9 protein-coding genes and 1 pseudogene are annotated in these 15,500 nt (G+C 68.2%); 5 read left to right on the top strand and 5 right to left on the bottom strand.

Annotated elements, in window-relative coordinates; genetic code table 11:
* The first annotated feature begins 229 nt into the window (after positions 1 to 229).
* The 3 genes from QHF85_RS37255 to QHF85_RS37245 are packed head-to-tail and all read left to right on the top strand — an operon-like array spanning position 230 to position 2,796.
* Complete coding sequence (locus tag QHF85_RS37255; protein ID WP_281332170.1) at positions 230 to 985, top strand: hypothetical protein; 756 nt, start codon at positions 230 to 232, stop codon at positions 983 to 985.
* 30 nt (positions 986 to 1,015) lie between these two features.
* The gene (locus QHF85_RS37250) at positions 1,016 to 2,560 is read left to right on the top strand and encodes a hypothetical protein (RefSeq protein ID WP_281332169.1); all 1,545 of its coding nucleotides are present in this window, start codon (positions 1,016 to 1,018) and stop codon (positions 2,558 to 2,560) included.
* Positions 2,561 to 2,571: 11 nt separating this feature from the next.
* Positions 2,572 to 2,796 (top strand): hypothetical protein, encoded by a 225-nt coding sequence (locus QHF85_RS37245; RefSeq protein ID WP_281332168.1) that lies wholly within the window; start codon positions 2,572 to 2,574, stop codon positions 2,794 to 2,796.
* A 78-nt stretch (positions 2,797 to 2,874) separates the two neighbouring features.
* On the opposite strand, the gene QHF85_RS37240 is transcribed toward QHF85_RS37245, so the two are convergent.
* From QHF85_RS37240 to QHF85_RS37230, 3 genes are all read right to left on the bottom strand, one after another.
* Positions 2,875 to 6,018 carry a multidrug efflux RND transporter permease subunit gene (locus tag QHF85_RS37240; protein ID WP_281332167.1) on the bottom strand — a complete coding sequence of 1,048 codons (3,144 nt, stop codon included), beginning with the start codon at positions 6,016 to 6,018 and terminating at the stop codon, positions 2,875 to 2,877.
* A gap of 35 nt (positions 6,019 to 6,053) precedes the next feature.
* On the bottom strand, positions 6,054 to 7,250 hold the full coding sequence (locus QHF85_RS37235) for an efflux RND transporter periplasmic adaptor subunit (RefSeq protein WP_281332166.1): 1,197 nt from the start codon (positions 7,248 to 7,250) through the stop codon (positions 6,054 to 6,056).
* Between the two features lie 993 nt (positions 7,251 to 8,243).
* Positions 8,244 to 10,520, bottom strand: coding sequence for an FG-GAP-like repeat-containing protein (locus tag QHF85_RS37230; RefSeq protein WP_281332165.1), 2,277 nt, complete (start codon positions 10,518 to 10,520; stop codon positions 8,244 to 8,246).
* Between the two features lie 498 nt (positions 10,521 to 11,018).
* Here QHF85_RS37230 and QHF85_RS37225 point away from each other — a divergent pair, with 498 nt between their 5' ends.
* Positions 11,019 to 11,273 carry a hypothetical protein gene (locus QHF85_RS37225; protein ID WP_281332164.1) on the top strand — a complete coding sequence of 85 codons (255 nt, stop codon included), beginning with the start codon at positions 11,019 to 11,021 and terminating at the stop codon, positions 11,271 to 11,273.
* A gap of 98 nt (positions 11,274 to 11,371) precedes the next feature.
* On the opposite strand, the gene QHF85_RS37220 is transcribed toward QHF85_RS37225, so the two are convergent.
* Positions 11,372 to 13,972, bottom strand: coding sequence for a VCBS repeat-containing protein (locus tag QHF85_RS37220; RefSeq protein ID WP_281332163.1), 2,601 nt, complete (start codon positions 13,970 to 13,972; stop codon positions 11,372 to 11,374).
* 223 nt (positions 13,973 to 14,195) lie between these two features.
* The gene (locus QHF85_RS37215; RefSeq protein WP_281332162.1) at positions 14,196 to 14,915 is read right to left on the bottom strand and encodes a hypothetical protein; all 720 of its coding nucleotides are present in this window, start codon (positions 14,913 to 14,915) and stop codon (positions 14,196 to 14,198) included.
* 120 nt (positions 14,916 to 15,035) lie between these two features.
* On the opposite strand from QHF85_RS37215, the pseudogene QHF85_RS37210 reads away from it, so the two are divergent.
* Positions 15,036 to 15,500: pseudogene (locus QHF85_RS37210) on the top strand (transposase); the annotation flags it as partial.

Below are 15,500 nucleotides of genomic sequence, written 5' to 3'. Positions count from 1 at the left end.
CCGCTGGCGTCGCGTCCGATGGGGCGCGGGGCAAGGCGATTGCGTGGTCGAGCTCGACGCGAACGGCGACCACCGCCTCGGCCCCATCGGGAAAGCGGATGACCTGACCATGTTCGTCGCCAAGCTGCGCCCCTGACCTTCTCTCCCGGCTCCCTGCGCCTGGTTCGTGCCCGTCAGGGAGTCGTGGATTGCGTCCGCGGTGGGACCGAATAGTATCGCCCCTACCGACATGAACCTTCGCACCTCGCTCGTGCTCCTCGCGCTGCTCCCAGCCTGTGGCGGGGAACCTCAGCCGCCGGCCGGCGCGCCCGAGGTGACGGTGGCGTCGGCGTCTCCGGCGCCCGTCGCGAGCGTCGCGGCCGCGCCTGCAGCGGCGCCGCCGCCCGTCGCCGCGGGGCCGAAGTTGGCATGCCCGCCGGCGTTGCCGGTGCTGAAGACCGAGAGCACCGTGTGGGGCCCGCTCGTTCGCCTCGGCGCCTGCTGGACGCTGCTCAATCACACGAAGGGAGCGCCCGACTACGACGACACGCTGCTCGTCATGGTGTCGGACGTGCACAAGGTGGGCAAGGCCGACGTCGCCCGTCTCAAATACACGCTGGGGCGCAACAGCAGCGTTTACGAGACCCCGGACGACGTGCTCCCCAAGCGGGTCGCCGTCACGGACGAGGGCGTGTGGTTCCTCCCCGCCGACGCCGACGACGCAGCCATCGCTGCCGCGCTCCGCAAACCTCCCACGCGCGCGGCGAAGCCGAAGACGTTCGAGCCGACCCAGGAGAATGGCTACACATTCGTGCGCGAGGCCAAGACGTCGGGTGGCCCGATCGTGTGCACCGGCCACGCGATTCCGCCGGCACAGGACAAATGCGGGGACAAGTGCAACGCGATGGTCTGCTTCTCGGCGTCGAACGGCGTGGTGAGCGTCGAAGGCGCGGCGGCGCCGGCGTCGGGCGCGTATGCGCAGCAAGGGTTTCGGATCGGGCCGTAGCCCACCGCTCGGCCGATCAAATGCAGGGGCGTGTCGATTTCCCGTTCCCTCTTGCCTCGCCGCACATTGTTTGGTCTAACCGCTTTCCCCGAAGATGCGGGGGAGGAGCCAGGCGACCATGCGAAGGTGCGACCGCCGCAGCGATTGTCTCAACGGGCGCGGAACGAGCCGTTCGTGAGCGTGCCGACGAGAGGACCCATGGATTCCACCGACGAGACGCCACGCACTCCGCTCGAGTGCATCGACGGCGAACCCTTCGTGTTTGCGGCCGTTTCGCCCATCCCCGGCCGCTCGCCGCGTCTCGATCTCCCGCTGGCGAGCGTGGGCCCCGCGATCCATCACTACTCGTCGCAGCACGCGCCGCAGGGGCTCGTCGCGTATCGTCTGCGTCGGGGGGACGTGGCGGTCCTCGATGACGTGACGCGCGCCCTCTCGCGTGCGCCTGCAGCGGAAGGCAGCGATGTCGGCACGGCCTACGGGTATCGCGTGTGCGCTTCGCTTTGCGACGATTCGATCGGGCCGAAGGTCGTCTCTTGGCTAGAGAGCTGCTTTGCCGACGCGTCCATTCCACGCGCGGGGCGCGCGGCGCTGGCTCGAACGATCGCCTCCCATCCGCGATGCGCTTCGCCCACGCTCGACGCACTCTTCGCGTCGGCCGTCGTCGACGACGAAGCACGAAAGACGTATGCAGCGCTGCGCAATGCGGGGCAAGGCGCACGCACCGAGCCCTCCGAGCCGGAGCCCGACGAAACGCGGCGCGCGCTGCTCGCGAATCCGTTTCTCGCGGTGCGTGAGCTGAGGGATGGCGCGCGTGAGGTGCTCGCGGTTCACCCCGAGCGTCGCGGGGATGTGCTCGCCGCTCTCACGGTCGTGGTCACGGACGAGACCGAGCAGCATTACGTCCGCTTTCACGCGCTCGAGCAGCTCGCGGAGCTCGATCGCGCGTACGCGGTCGCCATCGCCGAGATGGTGCAGGACCCCGGGATGGCCCCGCGGGTCGCGCCACTCGTGAAGTTTCCGGAGCCCGGCGCGCTTGCGCGCTACGCGCATGACGTCGGGCTTCTCCCTGGGATCACCGACGGCGAGCTTCGTGCGGTCACGATCGGAAGCGTCCTCGGATCGCGTACGGCCCTCTTCGCGAAGGAGACCGACGTGTACCCGAATCACTACGACGACGTGCTCGCTCGCTTGGCGCGACTCGTGTCGCCGGTGCTCGACGACGTCCTTTTCGAGGAGGTGCCGCACCATGAGTTCTTCGATGACGACGAGGACGAGGACGACGACGAGGACGCGTATCGGCCGGTGAACGACCCCGATCAATTGCGCGACGCGTACAGGCTGCGCGCGTTCTTGCCGGATTGCGCCTACGAGATCGTCGCCGGCGACACCACGGATTGGATCGCGGTGGAGCCGGTGCTGGGGCTCCTGAACACGCTGTGCGAGGCGCGCGGATCGGACCTCCGCTTCGTCGAGCTGCCGACCGGCTCGCAAGACGCGTGCGTGCTCGCGGCGCCAGAGCGGGCCATTCGGACCGCCGTCGACGATGGCGTCCTCGTCGTGATTTGGCCAAGCTGAGAGGTGAGACGATGACGAAAGACATGACGGGATGCGCGTGCAAAGCCTTTGTCGACGCGCGCAACTACAGATTCGTGCGCGAAGATGCAATGGGCTTCTGGCTCGCCGATCTCGAGCAGGGCTCGTCCGGCATGGGGGGGTATCAGCGGACGTATGGCCCCGCGATCGCGTTCTGCCCGTTCTGCGGCACGAAGCTCGTGACGGCGCCGCGCGACGCAAGCGGTCCGCGCGGCTGAGACCGGCCTGCCGCGGGCGTGCTCACCGTGCTGGAGAGATCGCCCGCGGGCGCGGGGACGTACGCCGCGCCTTGACGCTCACTCGGCAGGTTGAATGGAAGGCGCAGCCTCCGGGCGGCGGCCAGCGGCTCCAGGCGAGAGCCGCTTCACCACGCTTCTCACGACGACGTAGAACGCGGGGACGAGCAAAAGTGCAAGCACCGTCGCGCTGATCATCCCGCCGAGGACACCGGTACCGAGTGCCCGCTGTGTTTCCGCGCTGGCGCCACTTGCGATCGCGAGGGGGACGACGCCGAGTGCGAATGCAAGCGACGTCATGAGGATGGGACGCAAGCGCAATCGTGCTGCCTCGATGGCCGCGCTCGCCGCCGAGCGTCCTTCCTCTTCGAGCTGCTTGGCGAACTCCACGATGAGGATGGCGTTCTTCGCGGAAAGCCCGATGAGCGTGATCAGACCGACCTTGAAGAACACATCGTTCGGCATGCCGCGCAGCTTCACCGCCAGGAGCGCGCCCAGCAAACCGAGGGGAACCACGAGCATGACGGACACGGGGATCGACCAGCTCTCGTAGAGCGCGGCGAGCACGAGGAACACCACGAGCAGGGAGAGCGCGAGGAGCGCGGGCGCTTCGTTGCCCGAGAGACGCTCCTGATACGAGAGCCCCGTCCATTCGACGCCGTAGCCCGGGGGGAGCTGCGAAACGAGACGCTCCATCTCGGCCATCGCTTCTCCGCTGCTGAAGCCGCTCGCTGCGGTGCCGGAGAGACGCATCGCGGGATACCCATTGTAGCGAACGAGCTGCAGCGGGCTCCGCTCCCACCGAGGTGTGGCCACGGCAGAGAGCGGGACCATGCGACCTTCCTGGTTGCGCACCGGCAGCGCGAACACGTCGTCGAGCTGCATCCGCACCCCGGGCTCCGCCTGGAGGATCACCTGCTGCAGACGCCCCGCGTTGGGGAAGTCATTGACGTACATCGAGCCGAGCGCCGCCGAGAGCGTCGCGTTGATCGACGCGAACGACACGCCGAACGCCTCTGCGCTCTGACGATCTATCTCCACGCGCACCGACGCACCGTCGGGCAAACCCTCCGGATAGACCCCCTGCACCACGCGGCTCTTCGCGGCAGCGGCGAGGAGCTGATTGCGTGCTGCGAGCAGACGAGCTTGCCCCTGGTTGCGTCGATCGACGAGGCGCATCGCGAACCCGGCGCTCGTGCCGAGCGAATCGATGGAGGGTGGAATGACGTTGAACATCATTCCGTCGCGGAGGCTCGCGAAACGCTCGTTCGCGGCTTGCACCTCTCCCTCGGCCGTCGCGCCTTCGCGCGCGTCCCAGTCTTTGAGGATCGTGAACATGAGCGCCGCGTTCGGGCCCGAGCCGGAGAAGCCGAAGCCTTGGATGGCCACCACCGAACGCACGCCCGGTCGCTCGCGAACGTAGGCTTCGTACGAGCGGATCACCTGATCGGTACGTTCGGCCGTCGCATCCGAAGGCAGCGCGACGCTCGAGATCCAGTAGCCCTGATCCTCCTGGGGCAGGAACGAGCCAGGCAACGCGCGGAAGAGCCATGCCGCGCCGGCGCCGATGGCAACGAGCGAGACGAGCGCGACCCAGCTCCGCTTCACCACGCGCCCGACGCCCCGGCCGTACCGCTCGGTGAGCCACGCGAAGCCGCGATTGAAAGGCCCAAACACGCCGCGGTTTGCATCGTGGTGCGCGTGCACCGGCTTGAGCAGGGTCGCGCAGAGGGCGGGCGTCAGCGAGAGCGCGAGGAACGCCGAGAGCAGGATCGACACCGCCATCGAGAGGCTGAACTGCCGGTAGATCGTCCCGACCGAGCCCGACGCGAACGCCATCGGAATGAACACGGCCGACAGCACCAGCGTGATTCCGATGACCGCGCCGGTGATCTCCTTCATCGCCTTCTTCGTCGCCTCCTTGGGCGAGAGGCGCTCGGTCGCCATGATGCGCTCGACGTTCTCGACCACGACGATCGCATCGTCGACGATGATGCCGATCGCGAGCACCATCCCGAACATCGTCAGGACGTTGATCGAATACCCCGTCGCATACATGACGGCGAACGTGCCGAGCAGAGCGATCGGCGCGACGATGGCGGGTATCAGCGTGTAGCGGAGGTTCTGCAGGAAGATGAACATCACCACGAACACGAGCGCCATGGCCTCGAAGAAGGTCTTGAAGACTTTCTCGATCGAAATGCGAACGAAAGGCGCCGTGTCGTACGGAATGCCGACCTCGATCCCATCCGGGAAGCCATCGGCGAGCTCGGCGACGCGCGCGCGAATGAGCGCTGCCGTCTCCACCGCGTTCGCCCCGGGCGAGAGCATCACGCCCGCGCCAGCCGAGGGGGAGCCGTCCGTTCGCGTCGAGGTGCGGTAGCTCTGCGCGCCGAGCTCGATGCGGGCCACGTCCGACAAAAGGACACGCGAACCGTCCGAGCGTGCGCGCAGCACGATGGCGCCGAACTCCTCGGGCGTCTCGAGCTCACCCTTCACCACGAGGGGAATCGTCACGCGTTGTCCCGGGACCGTCGGCGCGTCGCCCACCCGGCCCGGCGAAACCTGCGCGTTCTGCGCGCGGATGGCGTTCGCCACGTCCTCGACCGACACCTCGAGCGCCGCGAGCTGCGCGGGGTCGAGCCACACGCGCAAGGCGCGCGCGGCGGCGAAGACCTGCACGCTGCCCACGCCACGAATGCGCTTCAGCTCTTCGACGAGGCCCCGCGAGAGGAAGTCGCCGAGCGTCTGTTCGTCGTAGCGGCCATCGCGCGAGCGCAGATCGACGATGCAGAGAAAGTTCGAGGTCGAGGCCTCGACGGCGAGGCCGATCTGCCGGACCGTCTGCGGCAGTCGTGGCTCCACGGTGCGCAGACGATTCTGGACCGCGACCTGGGCCAGCTCGGGATCGGTCCCCGGCTCGAACGTGATCGAGATCTGCGCGACGCCCGATGTGTCCGAGGACGACTCGAAGTAGAGCACATGCGGCACGCCCGAGATCTCGCGCTCGATGGGCGCGAGGACGCTCTCGCTCATCGTGGAGGGCGTCGCGCCGGGGTACACGGCCGTCACGTTCACGCTCGGGGGCGCGACGCTCGGGTAGCGCTCGACCGGCAGGCGCCCGAGCGCGAGCACGCCGAGCAAAACGATGAAGAGGGAGACGACCCACGCGAAGACCGGGCGCTCGATGAAGAAACGCGGCATGATCTCGTTATTCGTTTGCGGGCATGCGCGCCGCGTCAGGGGTTGGGTGGCGAGGAGCTCGGCGCGGCCGTCGCCGCCGGAGCTTCGGAGGGCGCGCTCGGCCGGTTCGGCGGCGGCTTCCAGTTCGAGGGACGCACCGACATGCCGGGCTTGAGCTGCTCTTGTCCCTCGACGATGACGCGGTCGCCCGACGCGAGCCCGGTGCGGATGATCTGCTGTCCCTCGACGATGCGACCCGTCGTCACGGAACGCGCGACGACGCGGTCGCCCGGGTCGACCACGAGCACGCTCTCCCCGAGCGCGGGATCGTGGAGCACGGCCTGCTGCGGCACCGTGATCGCCTGAGGCTCTCGGCCGACGGGGATGCGCGCCCGGACGAACATCCCCGGCAGAAGGTGGAGGTCCGCGTTCTTGACGAGCACGCGGAGCGTCAACTCGCTCGTCGACGGGTCGACGTTCACGTCCGTCGAGAGCAGTCGTCCTTGCTCTGCGTAGGGTTCGCCGCGCATCGAGAGCAGCGTGACCGGGAGGCCCTGGCTCGTTTCGATCTCGCCCCGCGCGAGGCGCTTGCGTAGCTCCTCGTAGCGCATCACCGGCTGACGGATGTCCACGTACACGTCGTCGAGCTGCTGGATCGTGACCATCGGCGTCGGATCGGCGGTCCCCACGAGCGCCCCCTCGGTGACGCGGGAGAGACCGATACGTCCGCTGATGGGGGCCGTGACGGTGGCGTAGCGCAGGCTGACCCTGCTCCGCGCGAGCGAGGCCTCGGCGATGGCGAGGTCGGCCCGTGCGATGTCGACCGTGCTGCGCGCCGTATCGGCCGCCTGGCCCGCGATGGCGCCGGTCGTTTCGAGGCGCTGCGCGCGCTCGGCCTCCCGTGTCGCGACCGCGAGGGCGGCGCGTTGCCGCTCCGTCGTCGCGGCGGCGCTCGCGACCTCGGCCCGGAAGACCGTGGGGTCGATGCGATAGAGCGTCTGCCCCGCCTTCACGGTGTCGCCCTCGGTGAAGAGCCGCTCGCGCACGATGCCGGACACGAGCGGCCGGACGTCGGCGACCCGCACCGGCACGACGCGGCCTGGAAGAACGTCCTCGAGCACCACGGCGTGCGGCGTCACGGACACGACCGAGACTTCGGGGGGCGGCGGCGGAGGCGGCGGCGTGCTCGTCTCGGCGGACGCGCAGGCCGTGAGGAGCGCCACGCACAAAAAGGGGAGACGAAGGTGTCGCATGTCGTTGTTCTATCGGTCTTTCGCGGGGTTTGCCCGAAATGGCCGCCGATGGATGCCCCGGACGAACGCGAGCGGGCTCGCGCGCAGAGGAGGCAATGGCGAAAGGCCCGTGAGCCCCCCGACGCCTCCCGCGTAGGGTGGTCACATCAGGACGGGAATTCGCCCTTCTTCACGCCCAAGCGCAACGGGGGCGCAGCGATGCCGTTCCTGTCATGCCGCCGTGGTGAAGGGAGGGGGAACCTCGGAGCCAGAACGAGAGACATGCGCGGCTCCTGGGTCGTGGCGCCCCACACGGCCTTCCTTGGTTTACGGGTCCATCTCGTTCAAAACGGAACGAGCTTTACCACGAACAATATGAGGTGCAAGGGTCCGGGCGAAGAGCAAGCCATGGGGTCGGTCTTCGCAAGCTCGGATTCGAACCCAAAGAGCTGTTCGGAAATCTTCGTTGACATACCACCTGGCACGTGGACCGCGCCGGTCAGGACGAAAGAGGTTCGCCTGTGGGCCATGTTGTACACGCGTCCAAGCCGAGAGGAGGCTCCCGTGGGAGTGGACCCGACGATGAAGCACGATTCCCACGGCAACGGCCCCGCGCAGCGAGGCGGGGGTGATCCGTGCGCCGCGATGAAATGCCCGCACGAGCAGCAGTGGAAGCCGAGCCGTGGCGGGCCTCCCGGAGCCCCAACATGCAGGGCCCTCGCTGGCCACGAAATCGAAGGAGGCCGCTCGTGCCAGGTACGCGCGTCTTGCCGTGTGGAGGTCGACCGTATCCTGAAACGATCACCGGCACGCATTCGGGGCGGCGGTGCAGCGCCGGTTTGCTTTATGTGACGATGTACCGAGGGGGGCTCGAGGGAGCGTGGTGGATAGGACACCCCTCGGGATGAGCGGTGAAGAGCTCGGCAGGGTGCACCGATTCCCCTGCCGAGACCGCGCTGAAATCAGGGCATACCGCCCTATCGCGCCCGCTTGCCCGGTATCGCGGGCACCTGCTCAGAGTCCGTTGGGGACCACGGTCACGGTGCCAGAGCCCCGGTTGGTCAGGATGAGGTCGGCGTACCCGTCCGCGTCCATGTCGGCGGTGGCGATGGCGTTGAGGCCAGGCGAGGCGCCGGTCGTGACGACAGCGCCCGAGGTGAAGCTTCCAGTGCCGTTGCCGGTCATCGGGCGGACGCCGCCCGAGGCCGTCGTCACGAGGATGTAGGCGTCGAGCTTGCCATCGCCGTTGAAGTCATCGGCCACGACGCCCAGCGCCGAGTTGGCGACCGCCGTGGCCGAGGCGGTGGACTGAACGCCGTTCGCGAAGGTGCCATTGCCGTTCCCTTTGAAGAAGAAGAGGAACCGGCCGGCCGCGCCGTTCGAGAGGATATCGAGAATGCCGTCGCCGTTGGCGTCGCCGAAGGCGATGCCCGCCGTCTGGCCGTTGGCGGAGTTGGCGTAGGCGACAGGTGCGGCGAACGAGCCGTTGCCCTGGTTGATGAGGACCGACAGGCGTGCGCTGGCGGGGCTCGTCACCACGAGATCGGAGAAGCCATCGCCATTCAGATCACGGCAGGCGATCGTCGACTGCACGCCGCCGGTGCTCGGGATGGTAATGAACGAGGGCGCGCCGAAGCTGCCCCCGCCGGTGCCGAGGATCACGCTCACCTGGCTCAGGGTCACGCTTGTCGTGGCGATGTCGGCCACCCCGTCGTGATCGAAGTCGGCGGTGCAGAGGTGGACGGAGCCCGGGGTGCCGGTGGTGAAGCTCGTCGGCGCGCCGAAGGTTCCGGGCGCGCTCGGGCCCAGATTCTTGTAGACGCTGATGGTTCCGTTGACGAGGGGCAGGTTCGTCTGGCCGTCGACGGTGACCGCGTCGAGCCACCCGTCACCGTCCACGTCCGCGGCCACGACCGCGTTGCTGGAGAGCGAGGCGCCCGCGTAGTTGGCCTCCGCCTGGACGCTGGCGTCGCCGTTGCCGAGGAAAGCGGAGAACGAGCCGGAGGGGGTCACAATTGATCCGGATTCGGCGTTGGCCACGAGGATGTCGAGCTTGCCGTCGCCATTCACATCGGCGACCGCCGGAGCCAGCGGGTTGTGGTTCGCGGCGGAGCTGACCGGCGTGCCGGGGACCTGGCCGGTGGGCGCGGCCTGGCAGGTGCCGTTCGAGCAGATTTCGCCCGTGGCGCACGCGCTGCCGCAGGCGCCGCAGCTCTCGGTGTCGCTCTGGAGGTTCACCTCGCAGCCGTCGGACGAGTTCCCGTTGCAGTCCGCGAGGGTGCCTGTGCAAGCCTCGCAGTGGGTCCCCTCGTAGGTGGGCGCGCATTCGCAGGTGTAGCTGCCCACGCCGTCGGTGCAGGTGCCCCCGTTCAGGCACGGGCTTGCGGCGCACGCGTCGATGTTGGTCTCGCAGTTGGTGCCGGCGAAGCCGGGCGCGCACGCGCAGGTGTAGCCATTGATGCCGTCGGCGCAGGTGCCGCCGTTCAGGCACGGGCTTGCGGCGCACTCGTCGATGTTGGTCTCGCAATCGGTGCCGCTGAAGCCGGGCGCGCACGCGCAGCTGTAGCTATTGATGCCGTCGGCGCAGGTGCCGCCGTTCTGACACGGGCTTGCGGCGCACTCGTCGATATTGGTCTCGCAGTTGGCGCCGGTGAAGCCGGGCGCGCACGCGCAGGTGTAGCTGCCCACGCCGTCCGTGCATGTGCCGCCGTTCTGACACGGGCCTGCGGCGCACTCGTCGATATTGGTACAGCTCACGCCGTCGCCCTCGTACCCCGCATTGCAGGCGCAGGTAAAGGAGCTCGCGGTGTTGGTGCAGGCGGCGTTTTCGTCGCAGTTGTCGGTGCCGGCGGCGCACTCGTCGACGTCGACGCAGGTGCCGCTCTGGCACGTGAGGCCGTCGCAGCAGGGCACCGTGGCGTCGCACGGCGCGTTCACGGGCAGGCAGCCCATGCCGCCGCACGTCGGGTCGAAGAGCGGCGAGGTCGGATCGAGGCTGGTGACGTAGTCGCCGTTGTGAGCGCTGTGCGCATTGACGCACGCCTGCTCGCTGACACGGATGATCGTGTAGGGATGAATCGTCGAGCTGGTCTTGTGGCAGAGCTGGACCGTGCCGTTGACATCGAAGTAGTTGCACTGCTCGGCGGTGAGCGCGTCATGAGCCTCGCCCACGACCTCGTCGCCTTCGTGGCTGTCGGCCTCGGAGGGGTCAGCGCTGGCGCAGCCCGCGAGGAGCAGGGCGGAGAGAGCCGGGATCGTCAAATTGGAGAGCGAGCTTTTGAGATAACGCACGTCGAGTCCTCTGTTCTTGTAAAAGCGTGGGGTGCCGCGCGCCGAGCCGGCGCCGACGGCGATGTGTCAGGTCGTCAATTCAAGATCGATGCCACCGTGGAACGCGGCTTCGGGAGGTGATGTCGAGGCAGGCCCCTGCCCGTATTTCGGCGCGCCAGCCCGGTTTCGCGGGCATCGCGACCCTGAGGACGACGTACCGCAGCCCGAGTTACCACCTGCCGCTGCTGCTGCTGCCTGAGCGCCTCAGCTGCGGAGAATGAGCATCAACATCCCGAGCGATTGCGGCTGCTCCGCCGAGGGCGAACCTCCGTCCGGGGCCCGGCTCGTCATCGGACTGCTGCTCCGCGTCGTCTTTCTCGGTCGCCTCGTAGCCGCTCGCCAACGTCTCATGATAGGGACAGAAGGAACATGAACAGCGCGGTCCTTGTCGTCCTCCTCGGCGTAGGCGTTGCCGTTGCTCTGTGGCTTTTCCGCGACGGACGGCGATTGGGAGTGAACATGGCAGAGCATTCACCCCGCTTCGACCTCGAAAGCCTCGTCCCTCTCCTGCCAGAGGAGCTCCGACAGCAGCCGTTCATCGGCGTACGCGAGCACCATCGGGACGGTCGAATCTTCGTGGGCCTCTTGCTTCCGTTGCCTCCGGGCGCCAAACGTCATTGTGGCAACCCGGCGAACGTCGGCCTCGAATTCGACGCCGAAACGGGACGCCTGATCGCCGTCCACCCCGAGGGTGTCGCGCTCGGCATCAAGTAGACGTCATCGCTCGTGAAGGGACCGACGCGGGGCGCCGCCGGCGGTTCACGTCCAGGCCGGCGGCGTGACCCCGCGTTCGGGGTAGAAATATCTCGTTTTCAGGGCAAGCAGACGTTCTTGAGGACCACCAGGTTCGTGGCCTCGAACGCGAGGTCGGGCCGGCCGTCGCCCGAGAAGTCCGCCGCGATGACCGCCTGCGCATTCGGGCCCACGGGGTATCTCGCCTGCTCGCCGAACGTACCGTCCCCGTTGCCGAGCAGCGCGCTGACCGTCGCGTTGTCGCTGTTGGCCACCGCGAGGTCGAGCTTGCCATCGACGTCGAGGTCCGCGATCGCGATCGACCACGGGCTCGGGCCCACGAGATACTCCACCGGCGCGGCGAAGGTGCCGTCGCCCTGGTTCAGGAAGACACGGACGCGGATGTCGGAAAACCCCGTCGCCGCGAGGTCGAGCTTGCCGTCGCCGTTGAAGTCCGCCGCCTCGACGGACACGGCGGACGGGATGCCAGGATAATCGACCTTGGCGGCGAAGGTGCCGTCGCCCTGGTTGAAGAGCACGCTCACGCTGTCGTCAGCCGTATTCGCCGTGGCGAGGTCCGGTTTGCCGTCGCCATTCAGGTCCGCCGCGATCACCCACCGCGGCGAGCCGCCCGTGGCATACGTGACCGCCGCACCGAAGGTGCCATTGCCCTGGTTGAACAGCACGGCCACCTTGTCGCTGCCGAGATCGGCGACGGCGAGGTCGTTTTTCCCGTCCCCATTCAGGTCCGCCACCGCGGGCGCGTAGGCGTCGGCGCCCACGGGGTATTCGACCGGGAGGCCGAACGTACCATTGCCCTGGTTGAGGCGTACGCTCACGCTGCCGACGATGTTCGAGATCACGACATCGGGTTTGCCGTCGCCGTTCAGCTCGCCCGCCTTGACCCCCGTGGAGCCCAGGGAGGCGCTGTAGACATCCGGGAAGGCGAAGGTGCCATCACCCAGGTTGCGGAAGACGGCCAATTGCCCGGGGCTGACGTTCTGCTTGCCGAAATTCACGACGGCGAGGTCGAGCTTGCCGTCGCTGTCCACGTCCGCCGCCGTGAGCGGCTGCGGCTCAAGCTCCGTCGAGTAGACCACCGGGCCGAAGGCGCCCTGGCCCTGGTTGAGCAGCACGGTCAGGTCGTCCGGGCTGTTCAAGTTGGTCGTTGAGCCCGCGATGGCCAGATCGGGCTTGCCGTCGCCATTGAGGTCCGTCGAGACGAGCGCCTGGGCGCCCTCGCTCGCCGGGTGTTGTTTGGTGGCGAAGAGCAGCTGGTTGCCATCGTATTTGTTGAAGAGCAGCGTCACGTCGGCGGCGCCGCTGTACCCGATATTATTGGTGACCGCGAGGTCGATGAGGCCGTCGCCGTCGAGGTCCGTCGCCTGGATCCCCGTGGGTTCGTTGCCTACGGGCACGTGGACGGCTGCGGCGAACGTGCCATTGCCCTGGTTCAAGAGCACGCTCACGTTGTCGCTGCCGTTGTTGACGACGGCGAGGTCGGGTTTGCCGTCGTTGTTGATGTCCCCCGCGGCGATCGCCCGGGGATCCGCGCCCACCGGGTACGAGACCGGCGCCGCGAAGGTGCCGCCTCCCTGGCCGAGGAGCACGTGCGCCTGGTTGTTCGCGAGCCAGTTTGCGACGGCCAGGTCGAGCACGCCATCGCCGTTCAAGTCCTTGACCACGAGCGCTCGCGGGCCCGTGCCGGCGGGGTAGTTGACCGCGGGGTCGAAAGAGCCATTGCCCTTGTTGAGCAGCACGCTGACGTTGTTGCTGGTGGTGTTCGCGGCGACCGCGTCGAGCTTCCCGTCGCCGTTCAGATCCGCCAGCGCCACGGACCGGGGGCCCGAGCCCACGGGGAGGTTGACGGCGGGGGCGTAGCCGCCGAAGTAATTATCATCCTGCGCGATGAAGCTCAAGTTGGGGCTATTGGTGCTCGCGACGACGAAGTCGGGTTTGCCGTCGCCGGTGAGGTCACCGATCGCGACCGAGTGAGGAAACGAGTTGACGGTGAGCGACAGCGGATAAGGGAAGGTTCCGCTGCCTTGGTTGAAGTAGAGCTTGAGGCTGGCCCCGCCGTCCGTGAGCGCGAGGTCGAGCTTGCCGTCGCCGTTGATGTCCGCCGAGGCCACGGAGGTCGCATCGCTCACCGTCCGCGACTGCGGAGGCCCAGGGAGCCCGAGCGAACCCATGCACGCGGCCGGGACGCAGGTGCCGGCCATGCAGGTAGCGCCCCCGTTGCAGAGGGGTTTGCCCATGCACGCGCCGGCCTGGCAGGTGTCGCCTTGGGTGCACGTGTCCCCGTCAATGCAGGCAGCGCCGGAAGCGGGGAGGTGGACAGGCTCGTTGTTTTCGCAGACGTCGTCGGTGCAGGGGTCGTTGTCGTCGACGGGGACACAGGCAGCGCCGCCGCTGCCGCCCACGCCGCCGCTGCCGCCCATGCCGCCGCTGCCGCCCATGCCGCCGCTGCCGCCGGTTCCGCTCGTCGAGGACGAGCTCGTCATCATGCCGCCGGCGCCGCCGCTGCCGCTCGTGGACGAGCTGGAGGCGTCTGCGGTGGAGCCTCCGCTCGCCGCGCTGGGCCCTTCGGCCTCGCAGCCGAAGGGCCCCGCGAGGCACCCGAGGAAAAGCGCCGTGACCACGAAGCCCGACGTGGTGCGGCGCATGAAGAGGGAACGCATGTGAAACTCCTGGAAAGGAAAGGGGCCGCGCAGGTCGTTGCCGGAGCGGCATTTCGTGAGCCGCTCTTTTACGATGAAACGACGCGAATGGCATCGAGTTCAAGACCCGGTCAGGACGTAGCCGCGGGCGTCGCGCAGGCGGCGTGCGCGGGGGCCAGGCCGAGTGCTTTGAGGACGTCGCGATGGCGTGGCGGCACGCCCATCTACACCACTGACGCGCGGCTCACAGGGCGCCGGGGGTGCCCATGACGCGGCGCTCGACGAAGACGAGGCCGATGCCCCAGACGAAGTAGAGCGCGACCGCGGTAAAGAACTGCCAGGCCGCGACGTCGAAGTGGCGCTGCACCAGCGTCACGAAGCCGATGACGGGCGGGGCGACGAGGAGCGGCAGGAACAAGCCGTAGTAGAAGCCGTAGACGCGGCGGCTGCGCGGGCGGTCGACGGGGAGGCGTTCGACGGTCTGGATCGCGGCGGTCTGCCAGGTGACGACGAAGGGCAGGCCGTGCTGCTTCTCGGGGCCGAGGAAGCGCAGGCGCTCGCGACGGACCGGCGCGACCGGCAGGAAGGCGACGGTCAGCCACAGGGTCATGGTCAGGACGCCGCTGCCGCTTTGGTGCGGGTCGAGGTAGCGCAGGCCGAAGCCGTTGAAGCTGAGGGCGCTCTCGAAGAGGCCGGGGTGGGCGAGGGCGTAGCGCTCGAGGAAGCCGCGGGTCTCGGTGGTCTCGCTGCGCGGCGGGCGGGTCCGGCGCCAGGCCTGGAAGAGGCGGAGCGCGCCGAAGGACGAGAGGGCGATGAGCACGGCCAGGCCGATGCACGTCGGCAGTGCGGTATCGTCGACGACCAGCCTGCCGGCCGCGTACTCGACGGCGAGGCCGACGGCGGCGAAGCACAGCGGGAAGGTGACGAAGAGGGCGATGACGAGGCTCGCAAAGAGGCGCCACATGGGCGCACGGTACTCCAAACTCGAGTCAGCGCGTCAAGTTGCCGCGGCCGGGGAGCCACGTGATCCTCCCCCACTTCCGTGGACAAACCCAAAGGCGCGGAGATGCGCTAGGAGAGTTCCATGGCGAGGCGGAAGCGGAGATCGTTCAGCGCGGAGTTCAAGGCAGAGGCGGTTCGGCTCTGCCAGATCGGGGATCGGAGCATCGCGAAGGTCGCGAAGGATCTGGATCTTACCGAAACGGCGCTACGCGAGTGGGTGAGAGCTGACGAGGTCAACGTCGCCGGGGAGAAACCCCCCGAGACCCTCACGGGCGCCGAGCGCGAGGAGCTCGTGCGGCTGCGGCGTGAGGTCAAGCGGCTGCAGATGGAGCGGGAGATCTTAAAAAAAGCGGCGGCCTTCTTCGCGAAGGAGAGCGAGTGAAGTTCGCGTTCATCACCGCGGAGAAGGCCATCTTTCCAGTCACCGTGCTTTGCGACGCCCTCGGCGTTTCGCGCAGCGGCTTCTACGCCTGGTGCAAGCGCCCCGAGCCGCGGCGGAAGGCGTCCGACGCGCAGCTCGCGGCGGAGATCGCCGCAGCTCACCGCC

The sequence above is a fragment of the Polyangium sp. 6x1 genome (assembly GCF_029946515.1).
GTDB lineage: Bacteria > Myxococcota_A > Polyangia > Polyangiales > Polyangiaceae > Polyangium.
Note: the sequence above shows the minus strand (reverse complement) of the source record. Positions and strands in the feature narration are given on the sequence as shown.